Genomic DNA, 17,611 nt, shown 5'->3' on the forward strand with positions numbered 1-17,611 from the left:
CATGAGTGCCACACGTCCGGTTATTGACTCGGTGGTTGAGCATTTGCAGCAGGCCATCCCGTGGGTCATCGTTGAAGCGTTTCCGGAGCGGCCGTCTGAATATCAGTTTATTCATCCGACCGGCGCGATTTTGGTGGGCTACGGCGGCAGCAAGTTCACCGCTTTGGAGCATTTGGGCAGTATTGCCCAGCAGCGCGACATCACTTTGGTACTGACGATTATCGGCAGCAATCTGCACGGAGATGAAGGTACGCTGGCGATTTTGGACGAGACGCGCTTGGCTATTGTCGGCTTCCGCCCAACCAACTGCTTGCCCTGCCACTTGTTGGCCGAGCGTTTTTTAAGCGAAGACGCGGGCGCGTGGCAGTATGAATTGACGGTGCAGACTGAAACCCAGCAGGTGCAGGTGTATCAGCCTGAAAATAAGCCGTTATTTACCCGAACGCGGCCGCGCGAAAGTGGCGACCCGCACGAACAAGATTTGAAACTGAAGGAGGCTCCATAATGGCAGCAGCATTTCATCACGGCACCGAAACCCAGCGTGTCGACGGCGGCAGCAACGCCGTCTATACCGTTGACGGTGCAATTACTGCGATGGTCGGCACCGCACCTATCGGTGCGGTCAATGAGTTGACCGTTTGCTCGACAATTAAAGACTTTTCCCAATTTTCCGCGCTGACGAATGTCGGTTTCACCCTGCCGGATGCCGCCAATATTTGGACACGCTATGCGTCCGGCGTGGCGTATGTGGTCAACGTCTGCGACCCGGCCAAGCATAAATCGCAAGTCAGCGATGAGGTATTGGCGGTTGATGCCGATACCTTGACGGCCAAGACCAAACATCCTGCATTGCAGAGCGGCTATACCGTTTCAGACGGCGATTCTCCGTTAGCCGAAGGCGAAAACTACACCATGGATATGGTGAGCGGCGAAATCACGTTTACCGCTAAGCCTGCCGCGCCGAAAATCAGCTACACCTACACTGACCCGACCAAGGTCACCGAAGAAGACATCATCGGCGGCTATGTCGCGGCCACGGGCAAGCGCACCGGTTTGGAGTTGCTGACCGAAGGCTACAACCGCTACGGTGCAGATGCCAAGATTGTGATTGTGCCGGAGTATGATAAAACGGCCAAAGTTGCTGCCGCTGCGATTACCTTGGCCGCCAAGCTGCAAGCGATTGCGTACATCAACGCGCCGACAGGCACGACCTTGAGCAAGGCGTTGGAAGGCCGTGGTGCGTTGGGTACGATTAATTTCCAAACATCAAGCGACCGCGCCGAGCTGTTTTTCCCACATGTTATCGGCACGCTTGGTGTGGAATCATTGGCCACCCATGCCGCCGGTCTGCGCATGAAAACCGATGTGGAGCACGGCTATTGGGTCAGCAAGTCAAACCGCGAATTGCTGGGCGTGACCGGCCTTGAAATCGGCCTGACTGCCCGTGCCGATGATCCGCAAAGCGAAACCAACCGCCTGAACGAAAAAGGCATCACCACCGTATTCAACAGCTACGGCACCGGCTACCGCTTGTGGGGCAACCGCTTGGCGTGTTGGCCGACCGTTTCGCACATCAAAAACTTCGAAGTGGCGCAGCGCACCGGCGACTTGATTGACGAATCCATCCGCCGCGTTGAGCTGCAGTACATCGACCGTCCGATTGACGATGCCTTGCTCGACAGCCTGCTGGAGACCATCCGCACTTATTTGTCTACGCTGCCAAGTATTGTCGGCTTCTCGCTGGATTTGGATTACGACTACGACTTGGTCGATGCCTTCAGCAAAGGTCAGGTGCCGATTGTGTACGAATACACGCCGAAGCTGCCTGCCGAGCGCATCAGTAACAAGTCGGTGATGACCCGTAAATATTTGGCCAATTTGGTCAGCGGTAATTAAGGAGCTGTAAATGCCTAAATTAAATGCAATCTACAACGCAAACGTCTATATCGACGGTAACAACCTGCTGGGCAAAGCCGCCGAAATCACCGCGCCGGAAGTCGAATTTTCGATGGACGAAATGACCGGTTTGGGCTTATTCGGCACCATTAAGCTGCCGACCGGCATGGAAGCCATGGAAGCTGAAATCACGTGGAACAGCTTTTATCCTGAAGTGGCCAAGCACAGCAAGAACCCGTTTAAAGCCACGCAACTGATGATCCGCTCCAACCTGCAAACTTTCGATGCGGCCGGACTGGATAAAGAAGTGGCCATGGTCACCACCATGACCGGTACATTCGGCAAAGATGCCTTGGGTGGCTTTAAACCCAAAGAAAAGGCCGAGTTTTCCAGCACGTTCAATGTGACCGAAGTGCGTCAGGTGGCCGACGGCCGCGAGCTGTTTTACTACAATGCCTTTACCAACACCTTGCGTGTCGATGGTCAGGATGTGTTGTCTCAAATGCGCAAAAACATCGGTGCGTAGGTTTTAAACGGCATTAAAAGCCGTTTCAGACGGCCTTTGGCAGAATCGCTGTATCCGCAGATACAGCGATTTTTTATTTTTATTTGTATTGTTTTTTGAAAAGGATTGAGCAATGAACAACGAAGCACAGAAACTGCAAGAAGACTTGGGCGCAACCCAAACCGTGAAGCTGAAATATCCGGTGCGTTTGGCTACCGGCCAAATGTTGGAAAAAGTGACTGTGCGCCGCCCGCGTGTAGGCGATTTGCGCGCGGTGATGCACATTACCAATGAGGCCGAGCAAGGTTTGCTGCTGGTGTCGCGCGTTACCGGTTTGGTGCCGGAAGACTTAGACGAACTGGATTTGAAAGACTTAGAGGCTATTCAGGCCACCTTTCGCACCGCCGACGAAGCAAGCGGCGCATAAATCAGCTGCCGAGGCCAATCAGGAACTATTGGCCGCCTGTGCCGATTTGGCTTGGTGGTTTGGTTGGAGCGTGCAGGCCGTTTACGACCTGCCGCTGGATGAGTTTGAGGAGTGGCAGAAAGAAGCAGCCCGCCAAATTAAGGCGGGCTATGCTCGGAACGGAATGATTTGACGTTATGGCCGGATTAACAGCGTTTTTCCCGTACTTCTTCAGCGAGACGCGTACACCAACCGTTTGGTTCCGGTTCTTTTTTGAACCATGCTTCGTATACCCATTCCAGTAAGCCCCAAGCAAGTCCGGCAATCATAGCCAAACCTGAGGCAATCACGATGAGAAGCAAGGCTGAGACGGCAAAGGCAAACATCTTTTTTCCCTTTCGTTATTCATAAACAGGATATTACCACATGGCTTCTGATTTAGGTGTTTCGATTTCGGTATCCGCTACTGTCGGCGGTGCCTTATCGGGCTTGGCCAGCGTCAGCAAAGCCATGAAAACGCTGGAAACGACAACAGGTACGCTTAAAGCCCGACAACATGAGTTGGCTTCTGTGCTGGAACGGAATAAAGACCGCTTGGGTGTGCAGGCTGCCAAGCAGTTGTGGCAAGAGTACGACAAAATCGACCGTTCTATCAAAAAGCTGACCGCCAGTTCTGCCAAGTTACAGCAAATTCAGGCTGCCAAGGCGGTGAATGCACAGCAATGGCAAGGCTTGAAAGGTCAATGGCAGACTGCAGTAGGTGCTGCCGGTACAGTCGCTTTGCCTGTCAAACTCGCTATTGATTTTGAATCGTCGATGGCCGATGTGCGCAAAGTCGTCGATTTCGATACGCCACAGCAGTTTAAAGAGATGGAACAGGACATCTTAAAGATGACCCGCACCATTCCGATGGCGGCTACGGAATTGGCCAAAATCTCGGCATCCGGCGGCCAGCTGGGTATTGCGCGTAAAGATATACCTGTTTTTACCGAAACCATCGCCAAAATGTCGGTCGCTTTCGATATGTCTGCCGAACAGGCGGGCGACAGTATGGCCAAGCTGGCCAATATCTACAAAATCCCGATTGCCGAAATCGACAAACTAGGCGATGCCATCAATCATTTGTCGAATAATAGCCCTGCGAAAGCCGCGGATATTGTGAATGTATTGGGTCGTGTCGGCGGTGTGGCGAAGCAGTTCGGGCTGACTGAGCTTCAGACGACATCACTAGGTAACGCCTTTATCGCTTTAGGTAGAACACCTGAGGTGGCCGGTACGGCCATTAACGGCATGCTGACTCAATTAATGACTGCGGATAAACAGGGTAAAAAATTCCAAGCGGCGCTGGCCAGCATGGGAACAGATTCTAAAAAGTTGAAAAAAGCCATTGCAGAGAACGGTGAGCAGGCTTTGATGGACTTCCTGAAACAGGTTGAGAAGCTACCGAAAGACCAGCAGATGGGTGTATTGGTGGACTTATTCGGGAAAGAGTATGCGGATGATGTAGCCGCTTTGGTCGGCGGCTTGGATACCTATAAAAAGTCCATTGAAGAGCTGAAAAAAACCGGCAAAGGCGGCAAGCCCGAATTTATGGGCAGCATGGAGAAGGAGTTTGCCGCGCGTTCGGCAACAACGGCTAACCAAATCCAGTTACTGAAAAACAGTCTCGTTGAGTTGGGTATCAACGTCGGCAGCGTGATTCTGCCTGCGGTCAATGATTTTGCGGGTGCAATAACCAAGATTGCCAATAAACTTGCGGACTGGGCGAATGCACATCCGGTATTAACAGGCTATATTATCAAAACAGCGATGGCTTTGGCTGCAATGGTTGCCGGTGGTTGGTTGGTAAGAATAGCAGCCAATCGGATTACGGCGGGATTTCTGACTGCCAAAGGAGCACTCCAATCATTCAAAGTAACGGCGCAACTGGTTTCTATGGTTATGAAAGGCGGTATCCTGCCCGCCGACATACCCGGCCGCTTAGGGGCATTTGTCCGCGCCTTATCCGCAGCCCGCACTGCTATGATGGGTTTCGGCCTGTCTTCATTGGTTGCCATGTGGCCCGTTGTGGTGGTGGCGGGGGCTGTCGCTGTTATTGCATTCTTGATTTATAAATATTGGCAGCCGCTGAAAGCCTTTTTTGCAGGATTATGGGATGGCTTAATACAGGGACTGGCTACGCTTAAACCGATGTTTGATTCTCTGGTTTCGGTAATAGCTCCTTTCGGTCAAGTCATTATGTCCGTTCTGGGCAGTATTTGGTCTGTCATTCAACCATTGGTACAACCGCTGCTTGACTGGTTTGGCGATTTTTTCAACATGAGCCAAGTAGCCGAGGGCGGTGCTCGTAACTTTGGGCAGTCTGTCGGCCTGTGGATTGGCCAAACCATTGCAGCATTGGTGACATTTGCATCAACAGCATGGGCAAACATTATCGCCTTTTTCTCAGCCGGCATTGCTGCACTGCTTAACCTGATCCTGACCTTCTCGCCGGTAACCGCCTTTATGACCGCCTTCCAAGCGGTGTGGACTTGGCTGTCGGGCTTGGGCGCGACCTTTATGTCTTACGGCAGTATGATGATCGATGGTTTGGTCAACGGCATCAAGGCGGGTATCGGCCGTGCGGTGGCGGCGGTGCAAGGCGTAGTATCGGCGGTTAAGTCGGCATTTACCTCTGACCGCAAAGGTATGGGCATCCACTCGCCGAGCCGCGTGTTCGCGGGCTACGGCGGCTACATGACCGAGGGTTTGGCCGTGGGCATCAAGCGCACGGCAGGCAGGCCGTTGCAGGCTGTGGGTGCATGGGCAGGCCGTCTGAAAGACGGGTTTTCCCGTCGCGTGGGCGGTATGCGTGCGGATTTGGCGGCGCGGATTTCCGGCAGCAGTGCAGACTTTGCCGCCGCACGCGCGGCGCAGTCGCAAGCAGGCGGTATCACCGTAAATTTTAATCCGACCATTCATGCCCCGGGCGGCGACCCCGGCCAAATTCAGACGGCCCTGCAAATGGGTTTGCGCGAATTTGAAATGCTGTTTCAGCGCATGATGGCTGACCGAGAACGGAGGGCTTACTGATGTATGCAATGTTGGGCGATGTGAGATTTGAGACCTTGCAAAGCTTTGCCAGTCTGGAAGCGCAGCACTCGGCCAAGTTTGCCAAGCACGAAGTGTTAAAAGGCCGACCACGCCTACAGGCGATGGAAAACGACCTGACCACGCTGCGCTTTGGCTTAAAACTGCATTGGATGTTGGGCAATCCCGACACGGCTTATAAGGGTTTGCTGGCGGCTTTGGAAGCGCAGCAGGCGGTGTCGCTGGTTTATGGCTCAGGCCGCTTTGTCGGCTGGTTTGTCATTGAGAGCCTGACCGAGCGCACGTTGGTGCACGACGCGCAAGGCCGCACTGCTGCGCGTGAATTGGATGTGGAGCTGACGGAATTTATCGGCGACCCGAATAATCCGCTGCCGACTCCGGCAATTATCAGCGGCAAGCAAAACCCGTTGCTCTCGCTGTTGCCCGAGTCGGTACAGGCGCAAGCGGCAGATGTGATGCAGGCGGTTGAAACCGGCGTGAAAGTTTATCGTGCGGCAGAAAACGGCATTGAGCAAATGCAAGGCATCATCGCGGCGGCTAAAGAGTTGCGCAATGATCCCGCCGGTGCGCTGAATTTAATCGGCGACGCGCTCGGCGTGGGCGGTGATGTATTGGGCAAACTCAATGGTTTACCGGAAGTAACGGCTTTGTTGGGTGACTTATCCGGCGCGGCTGAAATGGCCACGCAGCTTGGTGCAGCCGGAAATGCGCTCGGCAGCACGGTGGCGAGTATGCGTGCCGGTTACGAGAGCGGAACTATCGGCGGCTGGCTGGATGCGGCTGGAGACTCAATTACTACGGCCTCCGAAGCGGTGACCAATGGTGCATCGGCCGCTGAAAAGTTGACCGGTTGGCTGGCGATAAGGAGTGATGGATGAGCGCGGTTTTACGCTATATCACCAAAGACGGTGACCGCTGGGATTTGATTGCCCATAAACACTACGGCAACGCTTTGCTGATTGACGGCCTGATTGCGGCCAATCCACATTTACCGTTGGCCGAAGAGTTTGTCAGCGGCTTGACGGTGTTTGTGCCGGTGTTGGAGAGCAAGCCGAAAAACAGTCAGGCCGATTTGCCGCCTTGGATGCGCTGAAAGGGTTGAAATGGATATTAAAGGTTTCTTGTCCGGCTTGGCCGCTCAAGGCGGTACGGGTGGCACTCATCCGGTAACCAAGCCGGATTTCACACTGAGCTACGAAAACAAAGACATCACCGGCGACATCGCGCCCTATCTGATTTCGTTTGTTTATACAGATTACCTCGAGGGGCAATCTGATGAGCTGCAGGTCGAATTTGAAGATGTCGACGGCCGCTGGCTGCGCGGCTGGCATCCCGAGCAAGGCGATGCGCTGGCATTGAGTTTGGGCGACCAATTCACCGGCTTGGTGGATTTGGGCAGCTTTGAGATTGCTGAAATTGAATACAACCACCCACCATCAACGGTGAGCCTGAAGGCGTTGTCGGCAGGCATTACCAAGGCCAGCCGCACTTTAAAAGGCCGCGCGTATGAAAATACCACGCTGGCCGAGATTGTGCGACAAGTGGCAGGCCGTCTGAAATTGCAGCCCGCAGGGCAAGTGAAAGACATCAAAATCAAGCGCGTAACCCAGTATCAGGAGCGCGATATTGAGTTTTTGAGCCGGTTGGCCAAAGAGTATGGCCACACCTTTAAGGTTGTCGGGAATAAGCTGGTATTTGCCGACAACGCTACGCTGAAAGAGCGTGAAGCGGTGGTGATATTGAGTCCTGAAGACATGACCCGAATCCGCCTGCGCGATTTGATTAAAGGTGTGCCGACTCAAGTGGAAATGCGCGGCTACGACCCGAAAACCAAGAAAACGGTGTCGGCCACGCGTAAAACCAAGTCGCTGCGCCCGAAATCCAAACGTGGCCACACCGGCGACACCTTGAAAATCGTGCCGAATAAAGGCGAAAGCCAAACGCAGCTCAATGCCCGCGCCGATGCGGCTTTAGCTGACGCGCAAGACGACCAATGCGCCGGAAACATCATATTGTTTGGTAATGCGCTGCTGGTGGCCGGTCAAACCGTGCGCCTGAAAGACATGGGTAAGTTTTCCGGTAAGTATTTGGTGAAGCAAGCGCGGCATGAGTATCGCCGCAGCAGCGGCTACACCACCGAGCTGGAAATTAAGATGATTGAGTATATCGATGATGAGGAGCAGCAGGATGCAGCAAACGCATGATTTCGGGGCAACCCTGCAATTCGGCGTGGTATCGGCGGTGGATGAAGCCGGCCACAATCTGCGCGTCAAAATCCCTGCGCTGGAAGACATGCAAACCGACTGGCTGCCGATGGCCACACCGGCAGCCGGTGGCAATCAGTTTTACAGCCTGCCCGACGAGGGCGAGCAAGTTGTCTGCCTGCTGGACGCGCGTGGCGAAAACGGCTGCGTGATTGGCGCGATTTACAGCGCAGCCGATAAGCCACCGGCCAGCAGCAAAGACAAATGGGTACGCCGCTTTAAAAACGGCACGATTATCGAACACGACCGCAAATCAGGGGATGTCCTGGTCAAAACCGACGGCGTGGTGACAATTGATGCCGATGCCGTGGCGAAAAAAACCTTGACGGTTGAAGGTCTGTTTACTTATACCGCCGGCATGTCGGGTAAAGGTGGCAGCGGTGCATCGGCCAAAATTGATGGTGCAATTGAGGCTACCGGTGACATCACATCCAAAGGCATCAGCTTACCTGGCCATACCCACACCGGTGACTCGGGTGGCACAACATCGACACCGAAATAAGGTTTTAAAACGCATTAAAATCAGCTTTATGCAGTTTCAGGCAGAATCCCTGTATCAAAACGATACAGGGATTTTTTTATGCAATTCGATACGCCCATTTCCAAGCACTGGCAGCTTGCCCCCAGTGGCAGCGGTTTAGCGCAGGGCGTGGACGATATCGACTTGTGTATCCACAACATCTTGTCCACCCGCAAAGGCTCAGATGTGACCCGTCCGGCCTTTGGCAGCAATCATTTTGACTACATTGATACCCCAGAAGATGTGTTTATACCGAATGCCGTGCGCGAAGTCGTGTTGGCCATTCAAACATGGGAAACGCGAGCTGTTGTTGAAGACGTAACGTTTAGCGGCTCTGCCCCACACATCATCATGACTGTTCGGTGGCGTGTAGCTGATGAAGTATCCGGTGAAATCTACGGCACAACGCTGAATTTGGAGCATGCAACATGGATTTAAGCACTTTAAAGCGTGAAGACGTCAAGGTTGTGGCTGATGATTTGTCGACCATCTTGGCCGAGATTATTGCCAAGTATGAACAAGACAGCGGCAAGGCACTGCAACCGGCGCACATTGAGCGTTTGCTGATTAACGTGTACGCCTATCGCGAATCATTGACTCGTCAGCAGGTTAACGAAGCCTACCGCCAACAGCACGTCCGTTTTGCCACAGGTTTGATGCTGGATTTATGTGGCGATGATGTGAATACACCGCGTTTGCAAGATAGCGCGGCGCGTTGCACTTTACGTTTTACAGCAAGCGATTTTGTGGGCGAAGTCAATATCCCGATGGGGACACAAGTGGCGGTGGGCGATGTGGTATTTGCCACGATTGAACAGGGGCAATTAAGCGCAAACCGTCCGCAAATGGATTTGCAAGCCGAGTGTACCCAAACAGGCACACGCGGCAACGGCTGGGCTGTCGGGCAAATCAATGCCGTTCAGACGGCATTATCAGGTGCAAACCGAATTGCCGCGCAAAACATCAGCATACCCGCAGGCGGCGTAGAAACTGAAAGCGATGATGCCTACCGCGAGCGTGTGTTGCTTGCGCCTGAAAGTTTTAGCGTGGCTGGCAGCGTGGGCGCGTATCAATATTGGGCGCGCGCCGTATCGCCAGCGATTTGCGATGTCCATGTTGGCAATGCCAACGACAGCAAAGGCAATGCGATTGGCGGCACGGTGGCGGTAACGGTTTTGACGAAAACAGGTTTACCGTCTGACGAATTGATTGCCCAAGTCCGCACCGAATTGTCGGGCGAAAAAAAACGCCCCTTGTGCGATACGGTGGTCGTGAAGGCGCCTGAAACGGTGGATTACACGCTGAATGCCGAATTGGTGCTGTTTACAGGTGCAAACGCTCTGGCAGTCAAAACCGCCGCCGAAACCGCTTGGGCAAAATACGAGAGTGCAAGACGTGAAAAACTGGGGGGCGATATTGTGCCGCTTGATGTGATGAACGTATTGCAAGTAGCAGGCGTGTACAACGTGGTGTTAAACAGCCCGACCTTGCGCGTGATTGAACCCAATCAATGGGCGCGATGCACATCAGTACGCATCAGCATTGCCACCACGCAACAGGACGGTTAAGCATGAAACTGACTTATGCACAAATCATTGAACGCGACCAACGTTACCGCATTTTGGCAAATTTGGGCTTACGCTTGGATTTATTGGATACGCCCAAGCTGATGCCGCGCTTGGTGGATTTGGTCGCCCCCGAACACCTTGAATTGCTTGCCGAAAGTCGGTCTATTTTGAATGAAGACGGCTACTGGCTTGCCGAAAGCGACAGCGCACGGCGCAAATTGATTAAAGGTGCGTATGAATTGCACCGCTATAAAGGCACACTGTGGGCTATTCGGGAAATCGTGCGGCGGCTTGGCTTTGGCGAAGTAACGATTTTAGAAGGCATGGGCAACAAACGGCATGACGGCGAAATCACACGCAACGGCTTATACGCACGTGGACACAGCGACCGATGGGCGCATTATCGCATCATTTTGGCCACGCCGATTACAAACGATCAGGCTTATCTATTGCGGCGTACGCTTGCCGCTTTTGCACCAGCGCGTTGTGTGCTGGCTGCATTGGACTATCAAGCTGTGCCGTTGCAGCACAACGGCCGCGCGACACGAAACGGACAATTTAACCGAGGAACTGCATAAACATGGCAAATTTACGTGAAACGGCAACTTGGGAAGCCGGTATCTATCAGTGGGAAACATCCGACCCGGTTATGGGCGGTGAGAACGGCATCGACAACAAGCCGACCAGACAACTGGCTAACCGCACCTTATGGCTCAAAACCGAGCTGGCCAAGGCTGTTGAGAGCATTGGCAGTAACAAATCCGCCGCTGATATTGCGCTGGGCACCAAAGCCGACAAAACTACCACCATCACCGCAGGCAACGGCCTCACAGGCGGCGGCAATCTGTCTGCCAACCGCACCATTACCCTCGGCACCCCGTCAACCATTACCGCAACCAGCGGTAATACCGTGGCGGCCAGTTCACACAGCCATGCCATCGACAAAGCCAGCACAACAGCGGCCGGTATTGTGCAGCTTAACAATACCTTGACCAGCAGCGCAACCAACCAAGCGTTGACGGCGGCGATGGGCAAAAAACTGCAAGACGAAAAAGCCAACGTCAGCATCACCATCACCGCAGGCAACGGCCTCACAGGCGGCGGCAATCTGTCCGCCAACCGCACCATTGCCCTCGGCACCCCGTCAACCATTACCGCAACCAGCGACAATACCGTGGCGGCCAGTTCACACAGCCATGCCATCGACAAGGCCAGCACAACCACGCCCGGTATTGTGCAGCTTAACAATACCTTAAGCAGCAGCGCAACCAACCAAGCGTTGACGGCGGCCATGGGTAAAAAACTGCAAGACGGAAAAGCCAACGTCAGCATCACCATCACCGCAGGCAACGGCTTAAGCGGTGGCGGAAATTTGACTGCAAACCGCACAATCGCGCTGGGCACGCCGAGCAAAATCACCGCGTCGACAAACAACAGTGTCTCCGGCACGTCGCACACGCACGAGATTGACAAAGCCAGCACTACAACAGCCGGCGTCGTGCAACTGTATAACGGCTTGGGAAGCACAGCGACGGACTTAGCGGCAACGGCAGCGGTTGCGAAGCGACTAAATGAAATAAAAGCCACAAAATCAACAACATTGGCGGGATACGGCATTGAAGACTGGGTTGTAAGCGGCATCTCATTATCAAGTAGCGACAATCTAAACAGCATCACTGCAAAAGGTTTTTATTATCAAGCGGAAACGGCAAACGCGTCTCTAAGTAACAACTATCCGGAGGCACGTGCCGGCGTACTAGTCGTGTCATACAGCGGCGGCAGTATGCAGCGCTACACAACAATCGATGGTCACGAGTATGTGCGCGTATTCTCTTCGTCGTGGGGCAGCTGGCTGCGCGTTGACGGCCGCGATGCTGTCATGACAAGCGGCAGTCAAACAATCGACGGCGAGAAAACATTTAATCATCGCACATATCACAACGGCGGCGTCACATTCAGCAGCTCGAATGGCGATAATACCGGCCGATTGGGCTCAAATACTAGTGATACGTATATTGAAAATACGCAGACAAGAAAGTTTTTGCAGCTCAAAAACGACGGCTCGCTCGCATACAGTAATGACCCGATTTTGTTGCAATCATCATTGAGCAATGCAGTCAACAGCAGCAGCTCAACGACACCGGCAAGTGTTGCTGGCGTCAAAACCGCCTACGACAAAGCTGTTAAGGCGGCCACCGCAACCCGCCGCAGCTACAGCCGCACCATTAACGGCACAGCATCCGGTCGTACCGAACAAACCATGCGCGTCACAGGCGAGACGGTCATCAGTCCCGATGGCAGCGTTGTGCAGTATTTTAACATCAAGAATGCTAGGGTCTTTTGGTTTGATTTCGAAGAGGCTGCCGTCGGTTATGGGAATACTACTGCGGGGAGATTAATAGATATCGACTTATGGACAGCTATGCCCAATAAAGTCTGTTATGCCTCAATCCAATTTGTACGCGCCACCGATACGAATATATCGCAAAGATGGCAACATGAGGCCTCTGAGCATAAATACAGCTGGAATCCTCGCGGCACAAATAAAAATAAAGTCTCGTTTAACTCGCGCCGCTGGGCTGGCGACAGTGATGAATTAATCGATATGGTCATTAAAGTAGAGGGTTATTAAATGATTGATATTAATACACAACTGAGCGGATATTGCGTCCGCATCAACAACGAGGCCGGCGAATTTGACTTAATCGACCGCACATTGGCGCAGCTGTATCCCGATATCAACATCGACGAGCTGCCCGAATTAAGCATCAGTCAATATCAGCAATGGTGCGGCCGCGGCAACCAAACCGCCGTTTATAAAAACGGCGAGCTGATTTTGCAAGCCAAAAACAGCCCCGCCATCAATCTTGCCCAAGCCAAAGCCGCCAAGCTGGTTGAGCTTAACGCAGCCGCGCAAGCCTTTGTAAATCAGGCGGCCGATTTGGATAGCATCCCCGATTTTGAGCTGCAAACATGGCCGCTGCAATCAGCCGAGGCGCAAGCGTGGGCAGCCGACAACACCGCCGCCACGCCCGTGTTAGACCGCATTGCCGCCGCGCGTGGCATGGAGCCTGACAAACTCAAGGCCGCCGCCTTGCGCAAAGCCTTGGCCTATTCCGCCTTGTCTGCCCATGTGGCAGGGCAACGTCAAGCCTTGCAAAGCAAGATTGGGGCGGCTAAAACGGTTACCGCGCTCGATAAAATCAAGATTGAGTTCACCGCGCCGGAGGCCGTCTGATGGCAAAAGTCTATTTAGCATTGTATAAAGGCCGCAAATCAGGCCGCAGCCCTAAGGCATTGGCCATGCGCTTTGCGGATTGGGTGATTCGCAAGGCCACGCGCGGCATTTACTCGCATTGCGAGATTGCCGTGGCCTTGGGTGGCGGCGTGTTTGAGTGCTATTCCGCCAGCCTGCGTGATGGCGGCGTGCGCTGTAAAGTTATGCGCTTGCCTGAGAGTAAGTGGGATTTGGTTGAGCTTCCGGCAGCGGACGTGTTAACTGCCCAATTGCAGATGATTTGGCTGATGACACAAGGCAAGTCGTACGATGTGCTCGGCTCGCTTGGTGTGGTCTTGCGCGTCGGCAACCGGCCGGATAAGTGGTTTTGCTCGGAGTGGTGCGCCCATGTCTTGGGTTTAGCCGAGCCGTGGCGGCTGTCGCCTAATGATTTGGCGGGCATGACGGCAGAAATGTAAAGAAAACGGCTGCGCGGCGGTGTCCTACCACCGTTCTCCGCGCCAGCTTCAGCAGACTTGACCTGCGTTAGCCTTTTTTACCGTACCTCGCGAGGTGCGGTGATTTTATCACTAACGACAAGGAATCTGTGAAAAATGAAACATCGTTGCAAAAATTGTTTTAAGTTGTTGGCTGTTGGCCGTGGCTGCTTTGAAATCAAGTGTCCGCGCTGCAAATTGCTCAATCAGTTTAAAACCCAATAATTCAATCCTGAGTGCCTTTGAGTACCGATACTTATATATAGGAGTAATCATGACTCAAAAGCCTCTGCCAATTGTTCCCTGGATGGGTGGTAAACGCCGTTTGGCCAAACACCTGATTCCGATGTTTCCCGAGCATACCTGCTACGTTGAGCTCTTCGCCGGTGGTGCGGCGCTATTCTTCATGCGGCCGCAACCGGCCAAGTGCGAGGTGCTCAACGATATCAACGGCCAGCTCATCAACCTTTACCGCGTTGTGCAGCATCATTTTGACGAGTTCGTGCGCCAATTTGAGTGGACGTTGACCAGCCGCGAAGTGTTTGCCCGTCTGCAATCTACACCGCCCGATGCGATGACCGATATCCAGCGAGCAGCTCGCTTCTTTTATCTGCAACACACTGCATTCGGCGGTAAAACGGTCGACCAGCATTTCGGCACAGCCACCACTGGACGCGGCTTTACCGCCGCCGACATCGCAGGCCGTCTGAAAGCCGCGCAGCAACGGCTGAACGGAGTCTACATCGAGAACGAGCCGTGGGAAAAGTGTTTCAAACGTTACGACCGCGAACACACTTTTTTCTATGCCGACCCACCGTATTGGCAGCTTGCAGGCTACGACAGAGCCTTTGACTGGGCGCAGTATGAGCTGTTGGCCAAAATGATGGCGGAGTGTAAAGGCAAGGTCATGCTTTCAATTAATGACCACCCTGATATTAGGGAGCTGTTTAAAGACTTCCGTATGACGCGTTTAGAGCTGGCCTATTCAGTTGGTCGTGATAAAACGCAAAAGACCAGCGGTGAGCTGGTCATCTGTAACTATTAAAAATGTTCAAGCAAGAGCGGCCTCTCGCCCCCTTGCTTGCTGTTCCAAATCTGCCCACATTTTAGGAGCGGCCGACATCGCGCGGAAAGTAGCAATTGCCCCATCGGTCAGGTATTCGATATCTTGTTTTATTTTACCGGCTTCGGCAAATTCAATCATTTCAATCACAAAAAGACCACCATCGTCACTATTTAAAAAATCAACTGCTCGTTCAATATCTACATCAAGACGTTGAGAGATTCTGCGGGCAGCTTTCACAAAGGCCGTCCAAGGTTTATTGCGGTAATCAAAGTGGTTGGCAAATTCTTTGTAAAACAAGCTATCTCGTTCCATGTTTGGGTAATCCATATTGTGCTCCTGTGGTGTATTTATTTAACGTGAGCACATGTTAGCGTAGCTACACCAAAGAGCCGAGCAATCCGAGTGCGATGTTTTCGCAAATATAAAAAATCCTGCCTTTGTTTGGCAGGATTTGAAACAAAGTTGCAGAGTGTGAAATAAAATAAAAAAACACTTTATCTCACAAAACGCGCCGATTTATCGCGCGCGGCTTCACCCAGCCATCAGCCCCTGCAACACTGCCAACGCTGCCGCCCAATGCCATGCACTGCTGCTTTCAATAAAATAATCTTGCAGCTTACCAAAGAGTAACAACATCAAAATCCCCAATATCGCTCGTCCTTTTTATCCACAATGTTCGTTATTGGAGTATAAAATAAAACATGCCGTCTGAAAGATTTCAGACGGCATATTTTATTCAAAGCAAAGGTTTGATTAATCCCCCATCACTTTGCCTTCGCGACGCGGGTCGGCACCGCCTTGCAAACCATCTTGACCGATCACAATGCCTTGTACACCCGAATTCAAATCGCGCACCTGCACTTTATAGCCCAGTTGTTCCAATTGCGGTGCATACTCAGTGGCGGCGGTGTTTTGCTCGATTTCATAGCTGCTGCCGCGGTTGAGCATGTTTGGCAGGGAAATGGCCGTCTGAATGTCCATGCCCCAGTCGATGTGCGCGACTAAGGTTTTGGCCACATAACCGATAATGCGGCTGCCGCCCGGTGAGCCGACCGCCATATAAGGCTTGCCGTTTTTCATCACAATAGTCGGCGCCATGGAAGAGCGCGGGCGCTTGCCGCCGGCCACGCTGTTGGCCACTACTTTGCCTTCGGCATTGGCCGGATTAAAGGCGAAGTCGGTCAATTCGTTGTTCAACAAATAGCCGTTGGCCATCAGGGTAGAGCCAAACGCGTTTTCAATCGAAGTGGTCATGGAAACCACGTTGCCTTCTTTATCCACAACCACGATGTGGCTGGTCGAAGGCAGCTCCGCCGGTTTGCCGGCAGCAAATTGGTTGCTCAATTTACCGGCGTTGATTTGCGGCAGGGCTTTGTCAGTGGCGCGGATTTCCTGTGCGCGGCTATTCAAATAAGATTGACTAATTAAGGCTTTGGTCGGCACGGTTACGAAATCTGGGTCTGCCACATAGTAATCGCGGTCGGCAAAGGCCACGCGTGAAGCGTCGCCGATCCAGCGCCAGCTGTGGATATTTTCCGCGCCCAGTTTTTTCATGTCCTTTGTTTGCAAAATGCCCAAAATCTGGCTCAAGGCAATGCCACCCGAGCTTGGCGCACCCATGCCGCACACTTCGTATTCACGATAAGGCGAACACACCGGCGTGCGCTCAATCACGCGGTAGTTTTTGAAATCAGCCAGCGTGATTTTGCCCGGATTGTCCGGCGCGCCAGTGATGGTGTTCACCATATTCTGCGCGGGTTTGCCATGGTAAAACGGCGCGCTGCCCTCTTTGGACAACAGTTTTACCGATTGGGCAAATTCAGGGTTTTTCAACATCGTACCTGCGGCCAATGGTGCGCCGTTAGGCAGGAAATAGGCAGCAGTCTGTGGATAACGTTGCAGCGATTCTTTGTTTTGCTCGATGGATTGCGACATGCGTGGCGACACGGCAAAACCTTGCTCGGCCAATTGAATCGGCCTGTCAAACAGGCTTTGCCACGGCAATTTGCCGTAACGCTTGTGGGTATCTTCCAAAAGTTTCGGAATACCCGGCACGCCGACCGAACGGCCGCCGACCACGGCTTTCATGAATTCTAGCGGTTTGCCGTTTTCATCTAGGAATAATTGCGGCGTGGCTGATTTCGGTGCGGTTTCGCGTGCGTCGAATGTGGTCAGCTTTTTGGCTTTGTTGTCCCAATACACCAAAAACGCGCCTCCGCCCAAGCCGGAAGATTGCGGCTCAGTCAGGCTTAGGGTGATTTGCATGGCAATCATCGCATCAATCGCGCTGCCGCCGCGTTTCAAAATTTCATAACCAGCTTCGGTGGCCAGTGGATTGGCAGAAGCAGCCATAAATTCTTTGGCGTGCACCAATTTCTGTTCGGTCAAACCCGTGCCTTGTTCCGGCGCGTGGCTGTCGGCGGAAACCGCGGCCGGTTTCGGCGCGGAAGATTGTGCACAAGCGGCCAGCACCAAAGTGGCTAGAATGCTTAATGTCCAAGTCGATTTCATTTGATACTCCTCTTTTCTCATGTTTCAGACGGCCTGAATAAGCTTAAGCTGAATGTATAACTTTAAACAGA

At 53.0% G+C, this 17,611-nt stretch carries 21 protein-coding genes; 18 read left to right on the forward strand and 3 right to left on the reverse strand.

What is annotated here, in order from left to right; genetic code table 11:
* The first annotated feature begins 1 nt into the window (after position 1).
* The 5 genes from GJV52_RS05555 (at position 2) to GJV52_RS05575 (ending at position 3,000) form a co-directional block, all read left to right on the forward strand.
* Complete coding sequence (locus GJV52_RS05555) at positions 2 to 505, forward strand: Gp37 family protein (protein WP_100563518.1); 504 nt, start codon at positions 2 to 4, stop codon at positions 503 to 505.
* On the forward strand, positions 505 to 1,896 hold the full coding sequence (locus GJV52_RS05560) for a phage tail sheath family protein (protein WP_100563520.1): 1,392 nt from the start codon (positions 505 to 507) through the stop codon (positions 1,894 to 1,896). Before GJV52_RS05555 ends, GJV52_RS05560 begins: the two co-directional genes overlap by 1 nt.
* A 10-nt stretch (positions 1,897 to 1,906) precedes the next feature.
* Complete coding sequence (locus tag GJV52_RS05565; protein ID WP_100563522.1) at positions 1,907 to 2,422, forward strand: phage major tail tube protein; 516 nt, start codon at positions 1,907 to 1,909, stop codon at positions 2,420 to 2,422.
* 112 nt (positions 2,423 to 2,534) lie between these two features.
* On the forward strand, positions 2,535 to 2,828 hold the full coding sequence (locus GJV52_RS05570) for a phage tail assembly protein (RefSeq protein WP_100563524.1): 294 nt from the start codon (positions 2,535 to 2,537) through the stop codon (positions 2,826 to 2,828).
* 28 nt (positions 2,829 to 2,856) lie between these two features.
* The gene (locus tag GJV52_RS05575; RefSeq protein WP_100563526.1) at positions 2,857 to 3,000 is read left to right on the forward strand and encodes a GpE family phage tail protein; all 144 of its coding nucleotides are present in this window, start codon (positions 2,857 to 2,859) and stop codon (positions 2,998 to 3,000) included.
* 13 nt (positions 3,001 to 3,013) lie between these two features.
* Here GJV52_RS05575 and GJV52_RS05580 read toward each other — a convergent pair whose 3' ends face one another.
* Positions 3,014 to 3,193, reverse strand: a complete 180-nt coding sequence (locus GJV52_RS05580) for a hypothetical protein (protein WP_100563528.1) — start codon at positions 3,191 to 3,193, stop codon at positions 3,014 to 3,016.
* A 40-nt stretch (positions 3,194 to 3,233) separates the two neighbouring features.
* Here GJV52_RS05580 and GJV52_RS05585 point away from each other — a divergent pair, with 40 nt between their 5' ends.
* From GJV52_RS05585 to GJV52_RS05645, 13 genes are all read left to right on the forward strand, one after another.
* Positions 3,234 to 5,879, forward strand: a complete 2,646-nt coding sequence (locus tag GJV52_RS05585; RefSeq protein WP_100563530.1) for a phage tail tape measure protein — start codon at positions 3,234 to 3,236, stop codon at positions 5,877 to 5,879.
* The gene (locus GJV52_RS05590) at positions 5,879 to 6,775 is read left to right on the forward strand and encodes a phage tail protein (protein ID WP_100563532.1); all 897 of its coding nucleotides are present in this window, start codon (positions 5,879 to 5,881) and stop codon (positions 6,773 to 6,775) included. The genes GJV52_RS05585 and GJV52_RS05590 overlap by 1 nt, the downstream gene beginning before the upstream one ends.
* Entirely contained in the window at positions 6,772 to 6,990 is a 219-nt protein-coding gene (locus tag GJV52_RS05595; protein WP_049332801.1) for a tail protein X, read from the forward strand. The genes GJV52_RS05590 and GJV52_RS05595 overlap by 4 nt, the downstream gene beginning before the upstream one ends.
* Before the next feature lie 10 nt (positions 6,991 to 7,000).
* The gene (locus GJV52_RS05600; RefSeq protein ID WP_100563534.1) at positions 7,001 to 8,101 is read left to right on the forward strand and encodes a phage late control D family protein; all 1,101 of its coding nucleotides are present in this window, start codon (positions 7,001 to 7,003) and stop codon (positions 8,099 to 8,101) included.
* Positions 8,085 to 8,663 carry a phage baseplate assembly protein V gene (locus GJV52_RS05605; RefSeq protein ID WP_100563536.1) on the forward strand — a complete coding sequence of 193 codons (579 nt, stop codon included), beginning with the start codon at positions 8,085 to 8,087 and terminating at the stop codon, positions 8,661 to 8,663. Before GJV52_RS05600 ends, GJV52_RS05605 begins: the two co-directional genes overlap by 17 nt.
* 78 nt (positions 8,664 to 8,741) lie before the next feature.
* On the forward strand, positions 8,742 to 9,119 hold the full coding sequence (locus GJV52_RS05610; RefSeq protein WP_100563538.1) for a GPW/gp25 family protein: 378 nt from the start codon (positions 8,742 to 8,744) through the stop codon (positions 9,117 to 9,119).
* Positions 9,110 to 10,249, forward strand: coding sequence for a baseplate assembly protein (locus GJV52_RS05615; protein ID WP_100563540.1), 1,140 nt, complete (start codon positions 9,110 to 9,112; stop codon positions 10,247 to 10,249). The genes GJV52_RS05610 and GJV52_RS05615 overlap by 10 nt, the downstream gene beginning before the upstream one ends.
* 2 nt (positions 10,250 to 10,251) lie before the next feature.
* Positions 10,252 to 10,827, forward strand: coding sequence for a phage tail protein (locus tag GJV52_RS05620; RefSeq protein WP_100563542.1), 576 nt, complete (start codon positions 10,252 to 10,254; stop codon positions 10,825 to 10,827).
* Between the two features lie 2 nt (positions 10,828 to 10,829).
* The gene (locus GJV52_RS05625) at positions 10,830 to 12,881 is read left to right on the forward strand and encodes a pyocin knob domain-containing protein (protein ID WP_154212872.1); all 2,052 of its coding nucleotides are present in this window, start codon (positions 10,830 to 10,832) and stop codon (positions 12,879 to 12,881) included.
* Positions 12,882 to 13,487: a hypothetical protein gene (locus GJV52_RS05630; protein ID WP_154212873.1), complete on the forward strand. Its 606-nt coding sequence runs from the start codon at positions 12,882 to 12,884 to the stop codon at positions 13,485 to 13,487. It begins immediately after the preceding gene.
* Entirely contained in the window at positions 13,487 to 13,945 is a 459-nt protein-coding gene (locus tag GJV52_RS05635) for a hypothetical protein (RefSeq protein ID WP_100564025.1), read from the forward strand. The genes GJV52_RS05630 and GJV52_RS05635 overlap by 1 nt, the downstream gene beginning before the upstream one ends.
* 135 nt (positions 13,946 to 14,080) lie before the next feature.
* Positions 14,081 to 14,188, forward strand: a complete 108-nt coding sequence (locus GJV52_RS05640) for a Com family DNA-binding transcriptional regulator (RefSeq protein ID WP_123796416.1) — start codon at positions 14,081 to 14,083, stop codon at positions 14,186 to 14,188.
* Between the two features lie 49 nt (positions 14,189 to 14,237).
* On the forward strand, positions 14,238 to 15,008 hold the full coding sequence (locus tag GJV52_RS05645; protein WP_100564027.1) for a DNA adenine methylase: 771 nt from the start codon (positions 14,238 to 14,240) through the stop codon (positions 15,006 to 15,008).
* A 6-nt stretch (positions 15,009 to 15,014) separates the two neighbouring features.
* Here the strand turns inward: GJV52_RS05645 and GJV52_RS05650 are convergent, their stop codons facing one another.
* Positions 15,015 to 15,356 carry a hypothetical protein gene (locus GJV52_RS05650; protein WP_100564029.1) on the reverse strand — a complete coding sequence of 114 codons (342 nt, stop codon included), beginning with the start codon at positions 15,354 to 15,356 and terminating at the stop codon, positions 15,015 to 15,017.
* A gap of 426 nt (positions 15,357 to 15,782) precedes the next feature.
* Entirely contained in the window at positions 15,783 to 17,540 is a 1,758-nt protein-coding gene (gene ggt, locus GJV52_RS05655) for a gamma-glutamyltransferase (protein WP_100564031.1), read from the reverse strand.
* Positions 17,541 to 17,611: the final 71 nt, after the last annotated feature.

The organism is Neisseria brasiliensis (genome assembly GCF_009671065.1).
Taxonomy (GTDB): Bacteria; Pseudomonadota; Gammaproteobacteria; order Burkholderiales; family Neisseriaceae; genus Neisseria; species Neisseria brasiliensis.